The 17,494-nt window shown below is 75.6% G+C and carries 19 protein-coding genes and 1 pseudogene; 5 read left to right on the top strand and 15 right to left on the bottom strand.

The window, feature by feature from the left end; translation table 11 throughout:
• Positions 1-4: 4 nt before the first annotated feature.
• Together QNH85_RS02615 and QNH85_RS02610 are read right to left on the bottom strand one after the other, a co-directional pair.
• On the bottom strand, positions 5-2,149 hold the full coding sequence (locus QNH85_RS02615; protein ID WP_282944399.1) for a bifunctional copper resistance protein CopD/cytochrome c oxidase assembly protein: 2,145 nt from the start codon (positions 2,147-2,149) through the stop codon (positions 5-7).
• Positions 2,149-2,853 (bottom strand): copper resistance CopC family protein, encoded by a 705-nt coding sequence (locus QNH85_RS02610; protein WP_282944946.1) that lies wholly within the window; start codon positions 2,851-2,853, stop codon positions 2,149-2,151. Before QNH85_RS02610 ends, QNH85_RS02615 begins: the two co-directional genes overlap by 1 nt.
• A gap of 253 nt (positions 2,854-3,106) precedes the next feature.
• Between QNH85_RS02610 and QNH85_RS02605 the strand changes: the two genes are divergently transcribed.
• On the top strand, positions 3,107-3,808 hold the full coding sequence (locus QNH85_RS02605; RefSeq protein WP_282944398.1) for a JAB domain-containing protein: 702 nt from the start codon (positions 3,107-3,109) through the stop codon (positions 3,806-3,808).
• A gap of 5 nt (positions 3,809-3,813) precedes the next feature.
• Complete coding sequence (locus tag QNH85_RS02600) at positions 3,814-4,221, top strand: NUDIX hydrolase (protein ID WP_249669220.1); 408 nt, start codon at positions 3,814-3,816, stop codon at positions 4,219-4,221.
• 4 nt (positions 4,222-4,225) lie between these two features.
• Here the strand turns inward: QNH85_RS02600 and QNH85_RS02595 are convergent, their stop codons facing one another.
• The 4 genes from QNH85_RS02595 to QNH85_RS02580 form a co-directional block, all read right to left on the bottom strand.
• Complete coding sequence (locus QNH85_RS02595) at positions 4,226-4,804, bottom strand: dihydrofolate reductase family protein (RefSeq protein WP_282944395.1); 579 nt, start codon at positions 4,802-4,804, stop codon at positions 4,226-4,228.
• Positions 4,805-4,954: 150 nt separating this feature from the next.
• Positions 4,955-5,344, bottom strand: coding sequence for a hypothetical protein (locus QNH85_RS02590; protein ID WP_282944394.1), 390 nt, complete (start codon positions 5,342-5,344; stop codon positions 4,955-4,957).
• Positions 5,345-5,347: 3 nt separating this feature from the next.
• Positions 5,348-5,470 carry a hypothetical protein gene (locus tag QNH85_RS02585; protein ID WP_282944392.1) on the bottom strand — a complete coding sequence of 41 codons (123 nt, stop codon included), beginning with the start codon at positions 5,468-5,470 and terminating at the stop codon, positions 5,348-5,350.
• Positions 5,467-5,715 (bottom strand): hypothetical protein, encoded by a 249-nt coding sequence (locus QNH85_RS02580; protein ID WP_282944391.1) that lies wholly within the window; start codon positions 5,713-5,715, stop codon positions 5,467-5,469. The genes QNH85_RS02585 and QNH85_RS02580 overlap by 4 nt, the downstream gene beginning before the upstream one ends.
• A 128-nt stretch (positions 5,716-5,843) precedes the next feature.
• Between QNH85_RS02580 and QNH85_RS02575 the strand changes: the two genes are divergently transcribed.
• The gene (locus QNH85_RS02575; protein WP_282944390.1) at positions 5,844-6,320 is read left to right on the top strand and encodes a PPOX class F420-dependent oxidoreductase; all 477 of its coding nucleotides are present in this window, start codon (positions 5,844-5,846) and stop codon (positions 6,318-6,320) included.
• Positions 6,321-6,356: 36 nt separating this feature from the next.
• Here the strand turns inward: QNH85_RS02575 and QNH85_RS02570 are convergent, their stop codons facing one another.
• The 9 genes and pseudogenes from QNH85_RS02570 to hisC form a co-directional block, all read right to left on the bottom strand.
• Entirely contained in the window at positions 6,357-6,734 is a 378-nt protein-coding gene (locus tag QNH85_RS02570; RefSeq protein ID WP_282944388.1) for a hypothetical protein, read from the bottom strand.
• Between the two features lie 73 nt (positions 6,735-6,807).
• Positions 6,808-7,188 carry a hypothetical protein gene (locus tag QNH85_RS02565; RefSeq protein ID WP_282944386.1) on the bottom strand — a complete coding sequence of 127 codons (381 nt, stop codon included), beginning with the start codon at positions 7,186-7,188 and terminating at the stop codon, positions 6,808-6,810.
• Positions 7,189-7,252: 64 nt separating this feature from the next.
• Positions 7,253-8,712: pseudogene (locus tag QNH85_RS02560) on the bottom strand (dihydrolipoamide acetyltransferase family protein).
• A gap of 53 nt (positions 8,713-8,765) precedes the next feature.
• Entirely contained in the window at positions 8,766-9,743 is a 978-nt protein-coding gene (locus QNH85_RS02555) for an alpha-ketoacid dehydrogenase subunit beta (RefSeq protein WP_213282452.1), read from the bottom strand.
• Between the two features lie 8 nt (positions 9,744-9,751).
• On the bottom strand, positions 9,752-10,879 hold the full coding sequence (gene pdhA / locus QNH85_RS02550) for a pyruvate dehydrogenase (acetyl-transferring) E1 component subunit alpha (protein ID WP_282944384.1): 1,128 nt from the start codon (positions 10,877-10,879) through the stop codon (positions 9,752-9,754).
• A gap of 156 nt (positions 10,880-11,035) precedes the next feature.
• Positions 11,036-11,476, bottom strand: coding sequence for a response regulator (locus QNH85_RS02545; protein ID WP_213282354.1), 441 nt, complete (start codon positions 11,474-11,476; stop codon positions 11,036-11,038).
• A gap of 2 nt (positions 11,477-11,478) precedes the next feature.
• The gene (locus QNH85_RS02540; protein WP_282944380.1) at positions 11,479-13,107 is read right to left on the bottom strand and encodes a sensor histidine kinase; all 1,629 of its coding nucleotides are present in this window, start codon (positions 13,105-13,107) and stop codon (positions 11,479-11,481) included.
• Positions 13,104-14,336: a PP2C family protein-serine/threonine phosphatase gene (locus QNH85_RS02535; RefSeq protein WP_346016287.1), complete on the bottom strand. Its 1,233-nt coding sequence runs from the start codon at positions 14,334-14,336 to the stop codon at positions 13,104-13,106. Before QNH85_RS02535 ends, QNH85_RS02540 begins: the two co-directional genes overlap by 4 nt.
• 106 nt (positions 14,337-14,442) lie before the next feature.
• The gene (gene hisC / locus QNH85_RS02530; RefSeq protein WP_282944378.1) at positions 14,443-15,507 is read right to left on the bottom strand and encodes a histidinol-phosphate transaminase; all 1,065 of its coding nucleotides are present in this window, start codon (positions 15,505-15,507) and stop codon (positions 14,443-14,445) included.
• 121 nt (positions 15,508-15,628) lie between these two features.
• Here hisC and QNH85_RS02525 point away from each other — a divergent pair, with 121 nt between their 5' ends.
• Positions 15,629-16,012: a phage holin family protein gene (locus QNH85_RS02525; RefSeq protein ID WP_282944376.1), complete on the top strand. Its 384-nt coding sequence runs from the start codon at positions 15,629-15,631 to the stop codon at positions 16,010-16,012.
• Between the two features lie 673 nt (positions 16,013-16,685).
• Complete coding sequence (locus QNH85_RS02520; RefSeq protein WP_282944374.1) at positions 16,686-17,486, top strand: hypothetical protein; 801 nt, start codon at positions 16,686-16,688, stop codon at positions 17,484-17,486.
• Positions 17,487-17,494 lie beyond the last annotated feature (8 nt).

Genomic DNA, 17,494 nt, shown 5'->3' with positions numbered 1-17,494 from the left:
CCTATCACGACCGGCCCGGCTCGCTCTCGGGAGCGGCCTGGCCGTCCCCTGCCTCGCCCCGGGCGGGACCGGCCGCGGCCCGCCCGTCCCGCGCCGCCAGCCGCGCCAGCATGGCGTTGTACTCGTCCATCTCCACGTCGCCGTCGCGGTCGACCTTGCGGTCCCGGCGCTTCGCGGTGCGGTCGTCGTCACGCGCCCAGGCGAACGCGACGCCGATCGCGAGCGCGAGCGTCGGCAGCTCGCCGATCCCCCACGCCACGCCGCCGCCGCGCTGCTGGTCCTCGATCGCCGACGGGCCCCACTCGCGGCCCAGCAGGCCGAACCACTCGGGCACCAGCAGCACGTCGCCGGACGTGAGGGCGACGCCGAAGAACGCGTGGAACGCCATCGTGGCGAACAGGAGCAGCAGCCGCTGCGGGTACGGCGGTCGCTGCGGACCGGGGTCGATGCCGACCAGGGCGTTGACGAACAGGTACCCGGCGAGCGAGAAGTGCACGACCATCACGTAGTGGCCGACCTCGGAGGTCAGCGCCCACGCGAACACGTCGGTGTAGTAGAAGACGATCATCGACCCGGCGAAGTTCACCGCCGCGACGACCGGGTTCGCGAAGAACCGCCCCCAGGGGCTGTGGACGAGCAGCAGCAGCCACTCCCGCGGCCCGCGCGACGCGTCCGGCCCGGCCTTCCCCGCGCCGGACCGCGTCCCGCGCGACGGCAGCGCCCGCAGCGCGAGCGTCACCGGCGCCGAGAGGGCCAGCAGCACCGGCACGACCATCGCCAGGATCATGTGCTCGACCATGTGGGCGCTGAACAGCACGTGCCCGTACATCGCCGGGCCGCCGGAGGTCGTCCAGAAAAACAGCACCATCCCCGCGCCCCACGACACCGTGCGCAGCCAGGGCCACGTGTCGCCGCGCCGCCGCAGGCGCAGCACCCACCGCACGTAGACGACCAGGCCGGCGACGGCCGCGGACGCCAGCAGGACGTCCCACCGCCACTGCGTCACCCAGCTGAGCGTCGTCGGCTCGGGCGGCAGGGCGTGGCCGGTGACGATCTCGGCGGGCGTCGGGTCGGTGATCGCCTCGTCGGGGACCGGCGGCGGGGACGCGCCCAGCGCCACGGCCACCCCGGACACCGCGCCCATGACCGTCAGCTCCACCAGCACGAGGCGCCAGAACAGCCACGTGGCGGGGGCGCGCTGGTCGCCGGCCAGCCGGGACACCACCCGGCGCCGGTGCGCCAGCCCGAGCAGCCCGAGGACACCGAACAGGGCGATCTTCGCGAGCAGCAGCACGCCGTACCGGGAGCCGAGGTCGGACCACGAGCCCACGCGGATGATCGAGTTCACCGTGCCGGACACCGCCACCGCGGCGAAGCACCAGCCGGCGATGACGGAGAACCGGGCGACCGCCGGCGCGAGGTCGGACCCGAGCCGGTGGGCGAGCGGCGACAGGGCGGTGAGGGTGCCGATCCACAGCGCCGCGCCCAGGAGGTGCAGGAACATCGAGGAGGTCGCGAGGTCGTGGCTCGCGGCACCGGCCGCGTGGCCGGTCTGCGCCGCCTGCCACAGCGCGACGACGACGATCGCGGCGATGCCGGCGGCACGGAGCGGCGAGGTCGTCATGAGCGCGAGCGCCGTGACCACCGCCGCGGCGACCGCCACGAACAGCAGGACCCGCCCGAGCTCGAACTGCGTGACGAACTGGCCGAGCTCCCCGCCGAACGCCGGGTCGGTGAGCGGCAGCCCCGCGACGTTGGCGTAGGTCAGGACCAGCTCGACGACGGCGGCGAGGGTCCACACCGCGGCGGCGACCGCGGTGATCCCCGAGGCGGCGCGCGCCACGGCGCCGTCCTGCCGGCGGACGAGCACGGTGATGAGGAGGACGAGCCCGCCCAGGGTGGCGGACGCCGCGAGCTCCGAGGCGGTCGACGCGACCGGGAGCCCCCACCGCACGAGCGCGCCCGGGTCCCGCAGGGCCGTCGGGGCGGCCGCACCGGTGAACGCCACGCCCGCGACCACGGCCGCCAGCGCGGCGACGACGAGGGCCGCCAGGCGCAGCCACCGCTCGGGGCCGCCCGCGGGCTCCGTCCCGCGGGTCGTGCGCGCGGGGCGGGGTGCGGCCGGTGCAGCGGCGACGCCGGGAGCCATCAGTCCTCCGCCCGGCCGTCCCTCGGCCGGCGCCGCTCACGCACCACGAACACCGTCACGGCGCCGGCGGCGAGGACCGCGACGGCGATGGCGACGAGGACGCCCGCCTCGAGGCCGGCGTCCTCGTCCTCCGCGAGCTCCTGCTGCGCGGAGGCGGTCACCTCGGGGGACGGGGCGGCCGGCTCCGCGGTCGCCTCGGCCATCGTCGTCATCGTGGGCTCCGGGGTCTCCGGCGCGGCCGTGGCCGACGCGGCCGACGCCGTGAAGGCCAGCTCCCCGGACAGCGGATGCCCGTCGGCGGAGGTGACGCGCCACTGCACGGTGTAGTCCCCGGCGGGCAGGCCGTCCGCGAGCGCCTGGGAGACCGTGGTGTCGACCAGCTCCGGGGTGCCGGTGCTCACCGTGCTCCCGTCGGGTCCGAGCACGACGATCTCCGTGCCGAGCGCCTGCGCGGGCTGGTCGAAGGTCAGCGTCACGTGGGTCGGCGGCGTCGCGACGGTCGACCCGTCCGCGGGGTCGGTGCCCTGCAGGGCGTTGTGGGCGTCGGCGCGCGTCGCCGTCGCCAGCACCGCCGCGAGCCCGAGCAGCACGGCGAGCAGCAGCGCGGCGACGCGAGGCGCGACGGCCGGGGCCGGGCGGGCCACCGCGCGGGCGCGGACGGGACGGGAGGGGACGGCGGGCGCGGACCGGCGCTCGGGAGACATCACCCGCCCATCATCTCCCGGGTCCCGGCGGACCGCTCCGCGGGCGGAGCACCGGCGGGGGTGATGTCGGTGGTGTGCGTCATAGTGGCGGCCTGCACGTGCCGCCGGCCTCCCGCCGGCACACCCGGTCCGGCCGGCACCCGCTCTCCCCGCTCCTCCCCGGGAGGTCCACCGTGACCCCGTGCAGCGCGCCGGCGAACCCGGCCTGTGGACGACGGCGTCGGGGCCGGGTCCCGACCCTAGGGTCGAGAAGGTGACGACCCCGATGCTCGCCGACCTCGACCCGGACCAGCGCCCGCGCGAGCGGATGCTGCGGCTGGGCGCCGACGCGCTCTCGGACGTCGAGCTCGTCGCGCTGCTGCTCGGTTCCGGACGTCGCGGGTCCAGCGCGCTGGACACCTCCCGCGACCTGCTGGCGGCGCACGGCGGGCTGACCGGTCTCGCGCGGGCCGACTCCGCCGCGCTCCTCGCGACGCCCGGCGTGGGACCGGCGAAGGCGACGCGGGTGGTCGCCGCGCTCGCGCTCGCCCGCCGGTTCGGCACGTCGACCGACCGCCGGGAGACCGTGCGGACCCCCGCCGACGTCGCGCGGATCGCCCGCCCGCTGCTGCGGGGCCCCGCGGACGGCCGGGTCGTGGCGGTGGCGGGCGACCGCGCGTCCCGGCTGCTCGGGGCCGTCGTCGTACCGGGCGCCGACGCGCACGCGGCGCCGTTCGCCGTCCGGGAGGTGCTGGCCGAGACGCTGCGCCGCGGCGGCGTGACCCTGGCCCTCGCGCACCGGCACGACCGCGGTGACCCCCGCCCGCACCCGGCGGACCTCCTGGCGACCGCCGCGGTCGCCCAGGCCGCCGCGGTCACCGGCGTCCGGCTGCTCGACCACCTCGTCCTCACCCCCGACGCCTGGACCAGCGCGGCACCCGGTGCAGCACCCGGCGCCGAGAGCGCGGCAGGATGAGCGGCGTGACCGACCTCGAGCAGCAGCCCCTCATCCGGATCGCCGCGGCGGTCATCGTCGACGACGCCGGCCGGTGGCTGCTCGTCCGCAAGCGCGGCACGACCGCGTTCATGCAGGCGGGCGGCAAGATCGAGCCCGGCGAGGACCCGCGCGCGGCCGTGGTCCGGGAGGTCGGCGAGGAGCTCGCGGTGGTCGTCGACCCGGCGCGCGTGCGCGACCTCGGGCGGCGCGACGCGGCTGCCGCGAACGAGCCCGGCCACCGGCTGGAGGCCCACGTGTTCGCGGTCGACGGGGTGACCGGCGCGGTGGCGACCGCGGAGATCGAGGAGGCGGTGTGGGTGACGCCCTCGGAGGCCGCCCGGCTCCCGCTCGCGCCGCTCACCGTGGACCTGCTGGCGGCCGCCGGCGCCTAGGGCGTCAGCGCGACGACTCCGACGAGGGCCGCGGGCGGTAGTGGAGCAGCAGGACCCCGTTGCCGAACCGGCGCTCGTCGAGGAGCTCGAGGCCGAGACCGGCGTCGGTCGGGAGCGCGGGCTTGCCGCCGCCCACCGTGACCGGCCAGACGAACAGGTGGCACTCGTCGACGAGCCCCGCGCCGAGCGCCTGCGCCGCCAGGTCGGCGCCCCCCACGGTGAGGTCACCGCTCGCCTCGGCCGTGAGCCGGCGCACGGCGTCGACGTCGAAGACGCGCTCGATCGACGTGCGAGCGGTCGGCACCGTCGTCAGGGTCGTGGAGTAGACGATCTTGCGGGGTGCCTGCCAGACGGCCGCGAACTCCGCCGAGAGCTCGGACTGCGCCGCCAGCTCGGGCATGGTCTCCCAGCCGGCCATCGCCTCGTACAGGCGGCGCCCGTACAGGAACGTCTCGACGGGCCGGATCAGCTCGGTGTACGCGGCGAGCAGGCCGTCGTCCATCGGGCCGAAATCGAAGGCGCCTCGGCGGTCCTCGATGTAGCCGTCGAGGGACATGTTCGTGATGTACGTGAGCGTGGCCATCTGCTACCCCCTCGGAGACGATGGCACGGAGCATCCCACCGCCGGCGGGGCGCGGGAAGAGGTTCTTGCGGGTCTCCGCCGCTCACGGCACCTCTTTCACGTGGGAGGTGGGTGCCCGACGACGCGGACTCGCACCCGGCTGACGGCGGCTCAGTCCCGTGCCTCGCGACGCGCGCGCTGCTCCCGCTTGAACCGCTCGATCAGCTGCTCCTCGGTCATGGTGTCCCGCCAGTCCACGGGCTGCTCGCGCACCCCGGCACGCGGTCCGCGGTTCCGTCCTGCCGCCAGTCGCGTCACCTGATCGATGAAGAGCTCCCGTGCCTCGGCCAAGGACGCGGACCTCCCCACGAGAGTCTTCCGCCCCATGTCGGCGTACCGGACCTCGTAGCGCTCAGCGGTGAGCCGAAGATCCACGTACTCGCTGCTGAGGACCGTCGGAAAGCCATCGACGTGGAAGTCGAGGCCTTCCAGGAACCCCATACCCAGGCACTCGGCCCGAATAGTCGCGAGCGCCGCGTGGTCGGCCTTGTCCTCACTCACCGTTCACACCTCCCGGAGTCGAAGGCGCCACGGCGGTCTTCGATGCGTCTGGTAGCGGGCCAGCTTCTCCGCGGGTGACAGCGCCAGCCACTCGTCGATGCTGTCGTACAGGTCTCCGCCGCTCACGGCACCTCTTCCGCGCCCGCTGCCGGCCTGACGACCTCGGTGACCGTCGGCAGCCGACCCTTGTCGCTGCTGATGTCCCCCGGTCGCAGGGGGCGTCCTCGACGGCGGACGGCGTCGTCGAGCGCTCGGGCGTGGAGCGCGGCGATCTCGGCGCGTCGCTCGTCCTCGCTCATGCCGTCCAGCACGTCGGAGCTCCAGGTGCTCGGGGCCGGACCGGCGTCGTGATCTCCGCTCTCCGCGGTCATCGACTGCCCCTTCCTGGCCCACGAAGCGGAGAGAGCAGCGTAGCCGCGGCTTCCGCGCGACGGCCGCGGCGGACCACGCGCAACGCTCCGGAAGGACGCCGCGGGCGACGCGGCCTAGGGTCGGCGGCATGGCCCGATCCATCGCGACGACGCGCACCGTCGACCTGCCCGAGCTCCTCGACTTCGTCCGCCCTCGGCACCACCTGCTCCTGGTGACCACGCGGCGCGACGGCCGGCCGCAGGTCTCACCGGTCAGCGGCGGGGTCGACACCGAGGGCCGCATCGTCATCTCGACGTACCCGGGGCGCGCGAAGACCGTCAACGCCGAGCGCGACCCGCACGTGTCGGTCTGCGTGCTGTCCGACGACTGGAACGGCGCCTGGGTGCAGGTCGACGGCGACGCCGAGGTCCTGCACATGCCGGACGCGGAGGACGCCCTGGTCGACTACTACCGGTGCATCGCGGGCGAGCACCCGGACTGGGACGAGTACCGCGCGGCGATGCGGGTGCAGGGCAAGAGCCTGATCCGCGTCACGCCGACCCGCTGGAGCCCGATCGCGACCGGCGGGTTCCCGGCCGACGTGGCCGCCCGGCTCGACGGCTGACACCCGACCCGGCAACTGCGCCTGCCCGGTCGGGTGTCAGCGCGGCGGGCCGTACTTCCGCTCGAACTCGGCCAGGTACTCCTCGTCGCTGAGGCCGGCGCCCCAGTGCACGACAGGCCGGGTCTGCCCGGCGTACGGCCCGCGCCCGCGCCCGGCGGCGAGCCACGCGACCTCCTCGACGAACTGGGCGGCGACCGCGTCCACGGTCGCTGCAGTCGCCACCGTCCGGTGCCGGCCCATGTCGACGTAGTCGACGGTGCACGCGCCGGGTTCGGCGCGCAGCTCGACGTGCTCGCTGCTGAGCGAGGTCGGGAAGCCGTCGACGTGGAAGTCGAGCCCCTCGACGAACCCGCTGGCGAGGCACTGCTCGCGCAGCTCGGCGAGCCGGGGGTCGGCGGGGGTGGTCGGGCTCACGGGCTGACCTTCCGGAGGATGCCGACGGCGACCAGGCCACCGTGCCAGGGGGCTTGCCTTCCCGCTCGGAGCGCTACACGGCGCCCGGACCGAAGTCGTGCTCGAACGCCGCCACCGCCTCGTCGTAGGACAGGGGCGGGACGGTCTCGCTGCGGGAGCGTCCCGCATACGGTCCTCGCCTGCGCCCCGCCGCCAGCCACGCCACCTCCTCCAGGAAGACGTCTCGCACGCTCTCGATCGTGGCGCGTTCCGCGATGACGCTCTCGCGACCCATGTCCGAGGAGAGCGCCTGCCATCCGGAGGGCGCCTTGACGAGGACGATCAGCTCGCTGCTCAGCGGCGCGTGCGAGCCCTCGATGAAGAAGTCGACCCCGCTGACGAAGCCGCGCGCGAGACACTCGTCGTAGAGCTCGCGAGCCGCATGACCCGCGGGCGGGGGCGTGGCGTCGCTCACGCCGGGCAGGCTACCCGCGCCTGCTCTGCGCTCCGGGACTGCGACACGATCCTCCGCCTGCCCGTCACCCCCAGACGAGCGCCTGGGCCGGGTCCGCCAGCACCGCCGCGACGTCCGCCAGCACCAGCGACCCCAGCGCGCCGTCCACCAGGCGGTGGTCGACGCTGAGCGCGAGCTGCGTGACGTGGCGGATCTTGATCTTGCCCTTGTGCACCCACGGCTGCTCGCGGATGGCGCCGAACGCGAGGATCGCCGCCTCCCCCGGGTTGAGGATCGGGGTGCCGGTGTCGATGCCGAAGACGCCGACGTTGGTGATCGTGATGGTGCCGTCGGACATGTCCCGCGGCGTGGTCTTGCCGGCGCGGGCGGTGGACGTGAGGGACGCGAGGCCCTCCGCGAGCTCATGCAGGCCGAGGCGGTGCGCGTCCTTGATGTTCGGGACGACGAGGCCGCGGGGGGTGGCCGCCGCGATGCCGAGGTTCACGTAGTGCTTGTAGACGATCTCCTGGGCGGCGTCGTCCCAGGACGCGTTGACGTCCGGGTGCCGGCGCACGGCCATGAGCAGCGCCTTCGCGGCGATGAGCAGCGGCGTGACGCGGACGTCCGCGAACTCGCGGTCCTCGCGCAGGCGGGCGACGAGCTTCATGGTGCGGGTGACGTCGACGGTGTGGAACACGGTGACGTGCGGCGCGGTGAACGCGGAGGTGACCATCGCCTCGGCGGTGCGCTTGCGGACCGACTTCACCGGGACGCGCGTCTGCCGGCCGTCGGGCGACACGGTGCCGGACGCGAGCCACGGCTGGTCGTCGCCGGCGTAGGTCGCGAGGGTGCGGGGCTCGGCGCTCGCCTGCTGGGCCAGCACGTCCTCGCGGGTGACGATGCCGCCCGGGCCGGTGGGCTGCACGGAGTCGAGGTCCACGCCGAGGTCCCGGGCGAGCTTGCGCACCGGGGGCTTCGCGAGCGCGTGGCCGTTGGCGCGCCCCGGCGGCCCCCGACCCCCCGGACGGCGCCCGCGGAGGAGTCCGGTCCCGCCGCGCCGGCCACGGGGTCACCCTCGGCGGAGGTGAACCGCGCGCGACGCCGGGTCGGCGCGGAGGCGGTGCCGTACCCGACGAGCACCGCGCCGCCGGCCTCCTCGTCAGCGGGGGCGGCGGCCCCCGACCCCCCGGACGGCGCCGCGGCCGCGACCGGGTCCGCGTCCGACGTCGGCCCGGACACCTCGACCTCGGGGCCGGCCCCCACGGCGCCGGGCGCCCCGCCGGCAGGTGCCTCCCCGGACGGGTCGGTGTCGATCTCGATGATCGGCGTACCGACCTCGACGGTCTCGCCCTCGGCGACGAGCAGCCGGGTGACGACCCCGGCGTACGGGCTCGGCAGGTCGACGAGCGACTTCGCGGTCTCGATCTCGACGATCGTCTGGTTGATCGCGACGGTGTCCCCGACGGCGACGTGCCAGGCGGCGATCTCGGCCTCGGTCAGGCCCTCGCCGGCGTCGGGGAGGCGGAACTGCTGGTAGGACGGCACGGGTGCTGCTCCTCGGGTGGTGCGGGAGGCCGGATGGGGCGGTCGGCGGTGGCTCAGTGCGCGAGCACGCGGTCGACGGCGTCGAGGACGCGGTCGAGGCCGGGCAGGTACTCGTGCTCGAGCTTCGCGACGGGGTACGGGGTGTGGAACCCGCCGACGCGGAGCACCGGCGCCTCCAGGTGGTAGAAGCACTCCTCCGTGACCCGCGCGGCGACCTCGGCCCCCGTCCCGTACAGGACGGGCGCCTCGTGGACCACGACGCAGCGGCCGGTGCGGCGCACCGACGCGGCGACGGTCGTGATGTCGAGCGGGGAGATCGTGCGCAGGTCCACGACCTCGACGCTCCGGCCCTCGGCGGCGGCCGCGTCGGCCACCTTCAGCGCGGTGGCGACGGTCGGGCCGTGCGCGACGAGCGTCACGTCGGTGCCGGGGCGCAGCACGCGGGCGCCGTCCATCGTCGACGGGGCGGTCAGCGCGTCGGCGTCGGTGTCGACGTCGCCCTTGTCCCAGTACCGGCCCTTGGGCTCGAAGAACAGCACCGGGTCCGGCGAGGCGATGGCCTGCTGGATCATCGTGAAGGCGTCCTGCGGGTCCGACGGGCTGACCACGCGGAGCCCGGCGGTGTGCGCGAACAGCACCTCCGGGGACTCGCTGTGGTGCTCGACCGCGCCGATGCCGCCGCCGAACGGCACCCGGATGACGACCGGGAGGGTGAGGCGGCCGCGGGAGCGGTAGTGCATCTTCGACAGCTGCGTCGTGATCTGGTCGAACGCCGGGAAGATGAACCCGTCGAACTGGATCTCGCAGACCGGGCGGTAGCCGCGCAGCGCGAGGCCGATCGCCGTGCCGATGATGCCGGACTCCGCGAGCGGGGTGTCGACCACGCGCTCGGTGCCGAAGTCCTTGGCCAGCCCGTCGGTCACGCGGAACACGCCGCCGAGGGGGCCGATGTCCTCGCCCATGAGCAGGACCTTCGGGTCGCGCTCGAGAGCCTTGCGCAGGCCCGTGTTGATCGCCTTGGCGAACGTCATCCGCTGCGTCACCGGTGGTCACCTCCCGAGAACGAGGCCTCGTACTGCTCGAACCAGGCACGCTCGGCGTCCACCACGGCGTGCGGGGTCGCGTACACGTGCTCGAACATCGTGCTGGTTTCCGGCCGGCCGAGCGCGCGGGTCGTGGTGCGGATCCGCTCGCCCAGGGCGTCGGCCTCCGCGGCCAGCTCGGCGCGGAAGGCGTCGGACAGCTCGCCCGTGGCGACGAGGTGCGCCTCGAGCCGGTCGATGGGGTCCCGCTGCCGCCAGTAGTCCTCCTCGGCGGAGGACCGGTACCGCGACGGGTCGTCGGACGTGGTGTGCGCGCCCATCCGGTACGTGAACGCCTCGACGAGGGTCGGGCCGCCGCCGGACCGGGCGCGCTCGAGGGCCTCCGCGGTGACGGCGTAGCAGGCCAGGACGTCGTTGCCGTCGACGCGGACGCTCGGCACGCCGAAGCCGGGGCCGCGGGCGGCGAGCGGCACGCGCGCCTGCTTGGTGGTCGGCTCGGAGATCGCCCACTGGTTGTTCTGCAGGAACAGCACGAGCGGCGCGTTGTTCACCGCCGCGAAGACGAGCGCCTCGCTGACGTCGCCCTGCGAGGTCGCGCCGTCGCCGAAGTAGGTGACGACGGCGGTGTCCCGCTCGGGGTCGCCGGTGCCGACCGCGCCGTCGCGCTGGACGCCCATGGCGTACCCGGTCGCGTGCAGCGTGTGCGAGCCGATCACCAGGGTGTACAGGTGGAAGTTGAACTCCTCGGTGTCCCAGCCGCCGTGGTCGACGCCGCGGAACAGCCGCAGGACCTGCGTGAGGTCCAGGCCGCGGGTGTGCGCGACGCCGTGCTCGCGGTAGGAGGGGAACACGTAGTCCTGCGGGGCGAGCGCGCGGCCGGAGCCGATCTGCGCGGCCTCCTGGCCGAGCGACTGCGCCCAGAGGCCGAGCTCGCCCTGCCGCTGCAGCGCGGTGGCCTCGGTGTCGAACCGCCGGACCAGCACCATGTCGCGGTACAGACCGCGCAGGGCCTCCGCGTCGAGGTGCGCGACCCGGTGCGCGTAGTCGGGGTGGTCCACGCGCTCGCCCGCGGGCGTCAGCAGCTGGACCAGGCCGTCGTCGGTGAGCGGACCGCTGGGGCTCACGCGGTACTCCTTCGCCTGGGGGGCGCCCTCGGGGACCGGGGGCCTGTCTAACCTACGCCAGCGTAGGCTACGCAACCGTAGGTCCACGGTCCCGGGCCCCGTCAAGACGGGACGGCCCCCGTTGTGGGGTCCCGACAACCCCCGCCACGCCGCGCCTCAGCGCTGGGGCAGGCGCACGACCTCGACGAAGAACTCGTCGATCTGGCGGACGACCTCGATGAACCGGTCGAAGTCGACGGGCTTGGTCACGTAGGCGTTCGCGTGCAGGGAGTACGACCGCACGACGTCCTCCTCCGCCTCCGACGTGGTGAGCACGACGACCGGGATGCTGCGCAGCGCCTCGTCGTTCTTCATCGCCTCCAGGACCTCGCGCCCGTCCATCCGCGGCAGGTTGAGGTCGAGCAGGACCAGGTCGGGGGTGGGGGCGTCGGCGTGCTCGCCCTCCTTGCGCAGGAACGCCAGCGCGCTGACGCCGTCGGACACGACCTGCAGGCGGTTGGCGACCTTGTTGTCCTCGAACGCCTCGCGCGTCATGAGGACGTCACCCGGGTCGTCCTCGACGAGCAGGACGTCGATGACCTTGCCGGTGCGTGCCACGTTCACTCCGATTCCTGGGCGGCCTGCGCCGCCACGGGGACCTCGGCCGGGACCGCGGCCGGCAGCGTCCAGCGGATGCTGGTGCCGGGCCCGTCGGTCTCGCCGAGCCAGATGCGACCGCCGTGGTACTCGACGATCTTCTTGCACAGGGCCAGGCCGATGCCCGTCCCCTCGTACACGTCCTTGGGGTGCAGCCGCTGGAAGATCACGAAGACCCGCTCGGCGTACTGCTGGTCGATCCCGATGCCGTTGTCGCGGCACTCGAGCTCCCACGAGTCTCCCACCTGCGACGCCGTGATCCGGACGGTCGGGACGCGCTCGGGGTCGCGGAACTTGATCGCGTTGCCGACCAGGTTCTGCAGGAGCTGCACGAGCAGCGCGCGCTCCCCCCGGACGACCGGCAGGGGGTCGTGGGTGACGACGGCGCCGGACTCCTCGACCAGGTGCTCCAGGTTCTCGAGTGCGCCCGCGAGCGCGTCCTCCAGGGGCACGTCGGCGAGCTCGCCGCCGATCCGGCCGACCCGCGAGAAGCCGAGCAGGTCCTGGATGAGCTGCTGCATCCGCTTCGCCCCGTCCACCGCGAAGGCGATGTACTGGTCGGCGCGCTCGTCCATCTGGCCGCCGTACCGCTTCTGCAGCAGCTGCGTGAACGACGCGACCTTGCGCAGCGGCTCCTGCAGGTCGTGCGACGCGACGTAGGCGAACTGCTCCAGGTCCCGGTTGGACCGGCGCAGCTCCTCGGCCTGCTCGGTGAGGCGGTCGTGCGCCTCGGCGATCTCGGCGCGCGAGCGCTCGACCTCCTGCACCTGGACGACGAGGCCCAGGCGCATCCGCTCGACGTCGGCGGCCAGGCCCGCGATCTCGCCCGGGCCGGTGGACGTGACGGGGTGGTGCAGGTCCCCCTCGCTCACCGCGCGCGCGTCGGCGGCCAGGGCGTCGAGCGGCTCGGTGATCCAGGACCGCAGCGTCCGCCAGAGCACCGCGCCGGCGACGAGGCCGGCGATCACCAGCGCGACCAGGGAGCCGATGACGATCCGGGTCCACGCCGCGAGGTCCGAGGCCGCCTCGTCGCGCCGGTCGCGCAGCACGTCGAGGTAGTCCTCGACCGCCGCCCGCGTCCGGTCGAACAGGACCCGGCCCTGCTCGATCTCCTCTGGCGTGACCGCGGCCGGCCCGTCCTCGGCGACCGCGGCGATGGTCGGCCGGGCCCACTCGGCGTCCCACTGCTCCGCGGCCTCGACCGCCACGGCGGCGGCGTCCTCGACTCCCGGGTCAGAGCCGGCCGCGGCCCGCGTGACGGCGGCCAGCGACGAGCCCGAGTCCATCGCGCGCTCGTACGGCTCCAGCGTGCCCTCGAACCCCGTGAGGGCGTAGCCCCGCACGGCCGTCTCGGCGTCGACCAGGCGCGTGTACGCGGTCTCGCCCTCGGTGATCGCCGTGAAGTACCGGTCGGTGACGGCCTCCTGGGCGTCGAGCATCCGCCACAGCGCGATGCCCGAGCCCACGAACACCAGGCCCAGGACCACCCCCGCCGCGACCAGCGCGAGCCCGAGCCGGCGGTGCAGCGTGACGCCGGTGCGCGCGGGGGCGGGCCTCGCGGCGGTGGACGCCCCGGGCAGGGTCGCGGTCACCGCGCGTCCCCGTCCCAGCCGAGCACGACGAGCGCGGTGTCGTCGACCAGCTCGCCGCCGTGCCGCCGCCGGACCTCGTGCAGGACCTCGTCCACCACGCCGGCGGGCACCGTGCCGAGCGCGTCGTCCACCAGGGCCAGCAGCCCCTCCTTGCCGATCCGCTCCTGCGTCCCGCCGATGGTCGCCTCCAGCACCCCGTCGGTGTACATCATCAGGCGCCACCGGGGCCCGAGCTCCAGGCGCCGGGGCCGCCAGGTGCCGTCGACGGGGATGCCGAGCGCGCGCCCGCGCAGCTCCGTCGGCAGCAGCACGGACGGGCGGCCGGCGGCCGGGTCGCCGAGCAGGAACGGCACGGGGTGGCCGGCCAGGTACAGGTCCGCGGCCGTGCGGTCGGCCGACACCTCGATCATCGACATCGTCGTGAACACCTCGTCGCGCGCCCGCTCGGACGCCAGCACCCGCTCCAGCAGCGGCAGCAGGTCCGCCGTGGGGGTGTCGGCCAGCACGAGCGTCCGCCACGCCGTGCGCAGCACCGCCCCGAGCGCCGCCTCGTCCGGCCCGTGCCCGCACACGTCGCCGACCACGGCCAGGACGCTGCGGTCGGGGCGCTCGACGACGTCGTAGAAGTCGCCCCCCAGCACGCCGTCGCGGCCGGCGCGGTAGCCGACCAGCACCTCCAGGCGGTCGTCGCGCACGGACGGGCGCGGCAGCAGCGCGCTCTCGAACCGGACGGTCTCCTCCGCGCGGACCATCGAGCGGTACAGGGCCCGGTCCGCGGCCTGGAGCCGGCGGCGCTGGACGGCGTACCGCACGGACCGCCCGAGCAGCTCGCCGTCGACCTCGCCCTTGACCAGGTAGTCCTGGGCGCCCGCGGTGACGGCCTGCAGGCCGGTCTCGGTGTCGGTGCGGCCGGTGAGCACGACGACCGCGGGGGCGCCGGCGGCCAGGAGCCGCTCCAGGGCGCCGAGACCGACGGAGTCCGGCAGGCCCAGGTCGAGCAGCACGCAGTCGACGTCGAGGCGCGCGGTGGCCTCGTCCAACGTGCGGGCGCGCTCCAGGCGGACGTCGAGCCCGGCGTCGGCCAGGTGCTCCTCCACGAGGACCGCGTCGCCGTCGTCGTCCTCGACGAGCAGGATCGCGATGGGTCCGTCGTCGGTGAGGCCGATGGGGTCGCCGGAGCGGGCGGTCCAGGACGGGGCGTGCCCGTCCGGGGTCGTGCTCTGCGTCACCCGTCCACCTCTCTGCGCTGCCCGCAGCATAGGCGCCGGTCGGGCGCAGGCGGGCAATTCGGACCGGCCTCCCGGGCGCCGGCGGCGGGCCCGGGGCGCCCGCGGGTCAGCGCCGGAAGTCGCGCGCCACCTCGAGGACGACGTCCGTGGCCTCCGGCTCGCCGACGCTGATCCGCACGCCGTCCCCGCCGAACGGCCGGACGAGCACGCCCGCCCTGCTGGCCTCCTGGGCGAACCGTGCGGCGTCGTCGCGCAGGTCGAGCCACACGAAGTTCGCCTGGCTGTCCGGCACCTCCCAGCCGTGCGCGCGCAGCCCCGCGAGCATGCGGGTGCGCTCGCGGACGATGCCGTCGACCCGGGCGAGCAGCTCGTCGGTCGCCCGCAGCGACGCCACCCCCGCGAGCTGCGCGAGGTGCGACACGCCGAACGGCGTCGAGGCGGACCGGATGCCCGCGGCGAGCCGCTCGTCCGCGACCGCGAAGCCCACCCGCAGGCCCGCGAGCCCGTACGCCTTGGAGAACGTCCGCAGGAGCACGACGTTCTTGTGCGCCGCGAGCACGGCGAGCCCGTCCGGTGCCTCGGGGTCGCGCACGAACTCGACGTACGCCTCGTCCAGCACGACCAGCACGTCCCGCGGGACCGCGGCGAGGAACGCGTCGAGCTCGTCGGCGTGCACCGCCGGGCCGGTCGGGTTGTTCGGGGTGCAGACCAGGACCACGCGGGTGCGGTCGGTCACCGCGGCGGCCATCGCGGGGAGGTCGAGCCGGCCGTCCGCGCGGACCGGCACCGGCACGCCGACGGCCCCGGCCAGCGTCACCGCGATCGGGTACGCCTCGAACGAGCGCCACGGGTGGACCACCTGGTCCCCCGCGTCGCAGAACGCCGCCAGGACGTGACCGAGGACCGCGACCGAGCCGCAGCCCGCGACGACCTGCCCCGGCCGCACGCCGAGGTGGTCCGCGACCGCCTCGGTCAGCTCCGTGGCGTACATGTCGGGGTAGCGGTTCACGTCCACCGCGCCGTCGGCGATCGCCGCGACGACCGACGGCAGCGGCGGGTACGGGTTCTCGTTCGAGGACAGCTTGAACGCCGCCGCCCCGACGGGGACCCGGGCACCCGGGACGTACGGCGGCAGGCTCGCGAGGGCGGGGCGCAGGGGGACGTGCTTCACGCCGCCAGGATGCCACCGCGCGGGCCGCCGCCGGCACGGGCGGCCACCCCTCGGGCGCCCCGCGACCGCGCCGCCCGCCGACGGGCTGCCGCGCGGACGCCCTCGATGGCAGGATCGGCGCATGAGCTTCGTGCTGCGCGTCCTGATCAGCGGTGTCGCCCTGTGGCTGGCCGAGGTGCTGCTGTCGGGCATCACCATCGTCGGCGCCGACACGACGTGGGGAAGGGTCGGCGTCATCCTCGCGGTGGCCCTGGTGTTCGGGATCGTGAACGCGGTCGTCAAGCCGATCGTGAACGTGCTGTCGATCCCGCTCTACATCCTCACGCTCGGCCTGTTCACGCTGGTGGTCAACGCGCTGATGCTCATGCTGACGGCGTGGATCACCGAGCAGACGTCGTGGGGCCTGCGGATCGACGACTTCGGCGACGCGTTCCTCGGCGGGCTCATCGTGTCCGTCGTGTCCTTCGCCCTGAGCGTCGCGATCCCGCGCAGCCGCGAGAGCTGACGACTTCTCCGGCGGCACCGCAGGTCGCGGCGGCGCCGTCACCCGACCGGGGTAACGCCCTCTTGCCGACCCCGGGAAGCCCTCCTACGGTCGATGTCACCGGGGCCACACCGAGGTGGTGCGGCCCACGGCGTGAGCCCGCGGGGGGAGCCACCATGACGACGCGAGAGCCGGACGCACCGCGTGTGCGCTCGCTCGCGTCGCGGTGGCTCCGGCGCGGCCTGTACGCGGCGGGCGGGCTGACGCTCGCCGGTGCCGCGATGGTCGGCCTCGCACCCGCCGCCTCCGCCCAGGACGCGCCGCCCCCGCACGGCCCCGGCGCGGGGCTGCCCGGCGGCGTCGCCCAGGGCGCGGGCGCGGTGGTCCACCCGTCGTCGCGCCGGTCGTGCAGGCCGTCACGCCGCCCCCGGCCGCGCCCGCGCCTCCTGCGGCACGGCCCGCGGCGCCCGCGCCTCCTCCGGCACGGCCCGCGGCGCCGCGCCGGCCGCGCCCGCCGCCCGGCACCGCCGGCCCCGCACCCGCCGGCCCCGCACCCGCCAGGCCCGCGCCGCCGGCACCGCCCGCCTCCGCCGCGCCCGCCAGCCCCGGCACGCCCGCGGCGCCCGCCGCCCCTGACACGCCCGCTCCGCCGGCCACGCCCGCCGCGACCGGGCTCGGGCACGCGCTCGCCGCGGTGGCCACGCCGGTCGCCGACCACGTCGTGCAGCCCGCCGCGGCCTCGGTCCGCCCGCTCGTCGACGCCGTGGCCGCGACCGTGGTGGCGCCCGTCGCCGAGGCCACGCAGCCGCTGTCCCCGGTGCTCGGCCCTGTCGGCTCCGAGGTCGTGGCACCGGCGGCCACCCACGTGCCGGCGTTCGTCCGCGACCTCGTCGGCCCGCTGGTGGACCCGGTCGCCGGGACCCTCGGCCCGGCGCTCCGGCCCCTGGCCGGCCCCGTGGGCGGCGTGCTCGGCCCGGTGCTCGGCGCGGTCGACGGCACGCCCGTCGGCGGGCTGCTCGACCCGCTGCTCGGCGTCCTGGGCCCCGTCGTGGGTGCCGTCCCGCCCACCGGGCCGACGGTGCTCGGCCCGCTGCCGACGTCCCTGGTCGGGCCGGTCCTGGGCGCTGACGCCGCGTGGTGGTCCACCGCTCGCGACCACGGCGCCCCGGGTGCGCCCGGGACGCCCGCCACGGGCGTCGACTCCCCGTCGGCCACCAGCGCCTCCGTCGACCCCGCCGCCACCGGCGACGACCAGGGGTCGGGGGCCTTCCCCGTGGGCGGCGACAGCCGCCCCGGCGCGCCCGCGCCGAGCGCCCCGGCGCCGACCGGCTCCGGCGGCTCCGGCACGCCGCTGCGCTCCCCCGCCACGCCCGACGTGCTGGCGGTCCTCACCGCCGCCGCCCTGGTGCTCGGCGGCTCCCGGCTCCTCGCCGTGGCCCGTGGCCGCGTCGAGCTCCCCCTCCGCCTGCGAGAGGTCCCCGTCTTCCCTGCCTGAGTCCGGCC

The sequence above is a fragment of the Cellulomonas endometrii genome, assembly GCF_949769265.1.
GTDB lineage: Bacteria > Actinomycetota > Actinomycetes > Actinomycetales > Cellulomonadaceae > Cellulomonas > Cellulomonas endometrii.
Note: the sequence above shows the minus strand (reverse complement) of the source record. Positions and strands in the feature narration are given on the sequence as shown.

Excerpts from the sequence above, each read along its gene's own strand:
- QNH85_RS02615 (WP_282944399.1), bottom strand. The coding sequence starts at position 2,149 with ATGGCTCCCGGCGTCGCCGCTGCACCGGCCGCACCCCGCCCCGCGCGC.
- QNH85_RS02555 (WP_213282452.1), bottom strand. The coding sequence starts at position 9,743 with ATGACGTTCGCCAAGGCGATCAACACGGGCCTGCGCAAGGCTCTCGAG.
- QNH85_RS02525 (WP_282944376.1), top strand. The coding sequence starts at position 15,629 with ATGAGCTTCGTGCTGCGCGTCCTGATCAGCGGTGTCGCCCTGTGGCTG.
- QNH85_RS02595 (WP_282944395.1), bottom strand. The coding sequence starts at position 4,804 with ATGGCCACGCTCACGTACATCACGAACATGTCCCTCGACGGCTACATC.
- QNH85_RS02575 (WP_282944390.1), top strand. The coding sequence starts at position 5,844 with ATGGCCCGATCCATCGCGACGACGCGCACCGTCGACCTGCCCGAGCTC.
- QNH85_RS02580 (WP_282944391.1), bottom strand. The coding sequence starts at position 5,715 with ATGACCGCGGAGAGCGGAGATCACGACGCCGGTCCGGCCCCGAGCACC.
- QNH85_RS02610 (WP_282944946.1), bottom strand. The coding sequence starts at position 2,853 with ATGTCTCCCGAGCGCCGGTCCGCGCCCGCCGTCCCCTCCCGTCCCGTC.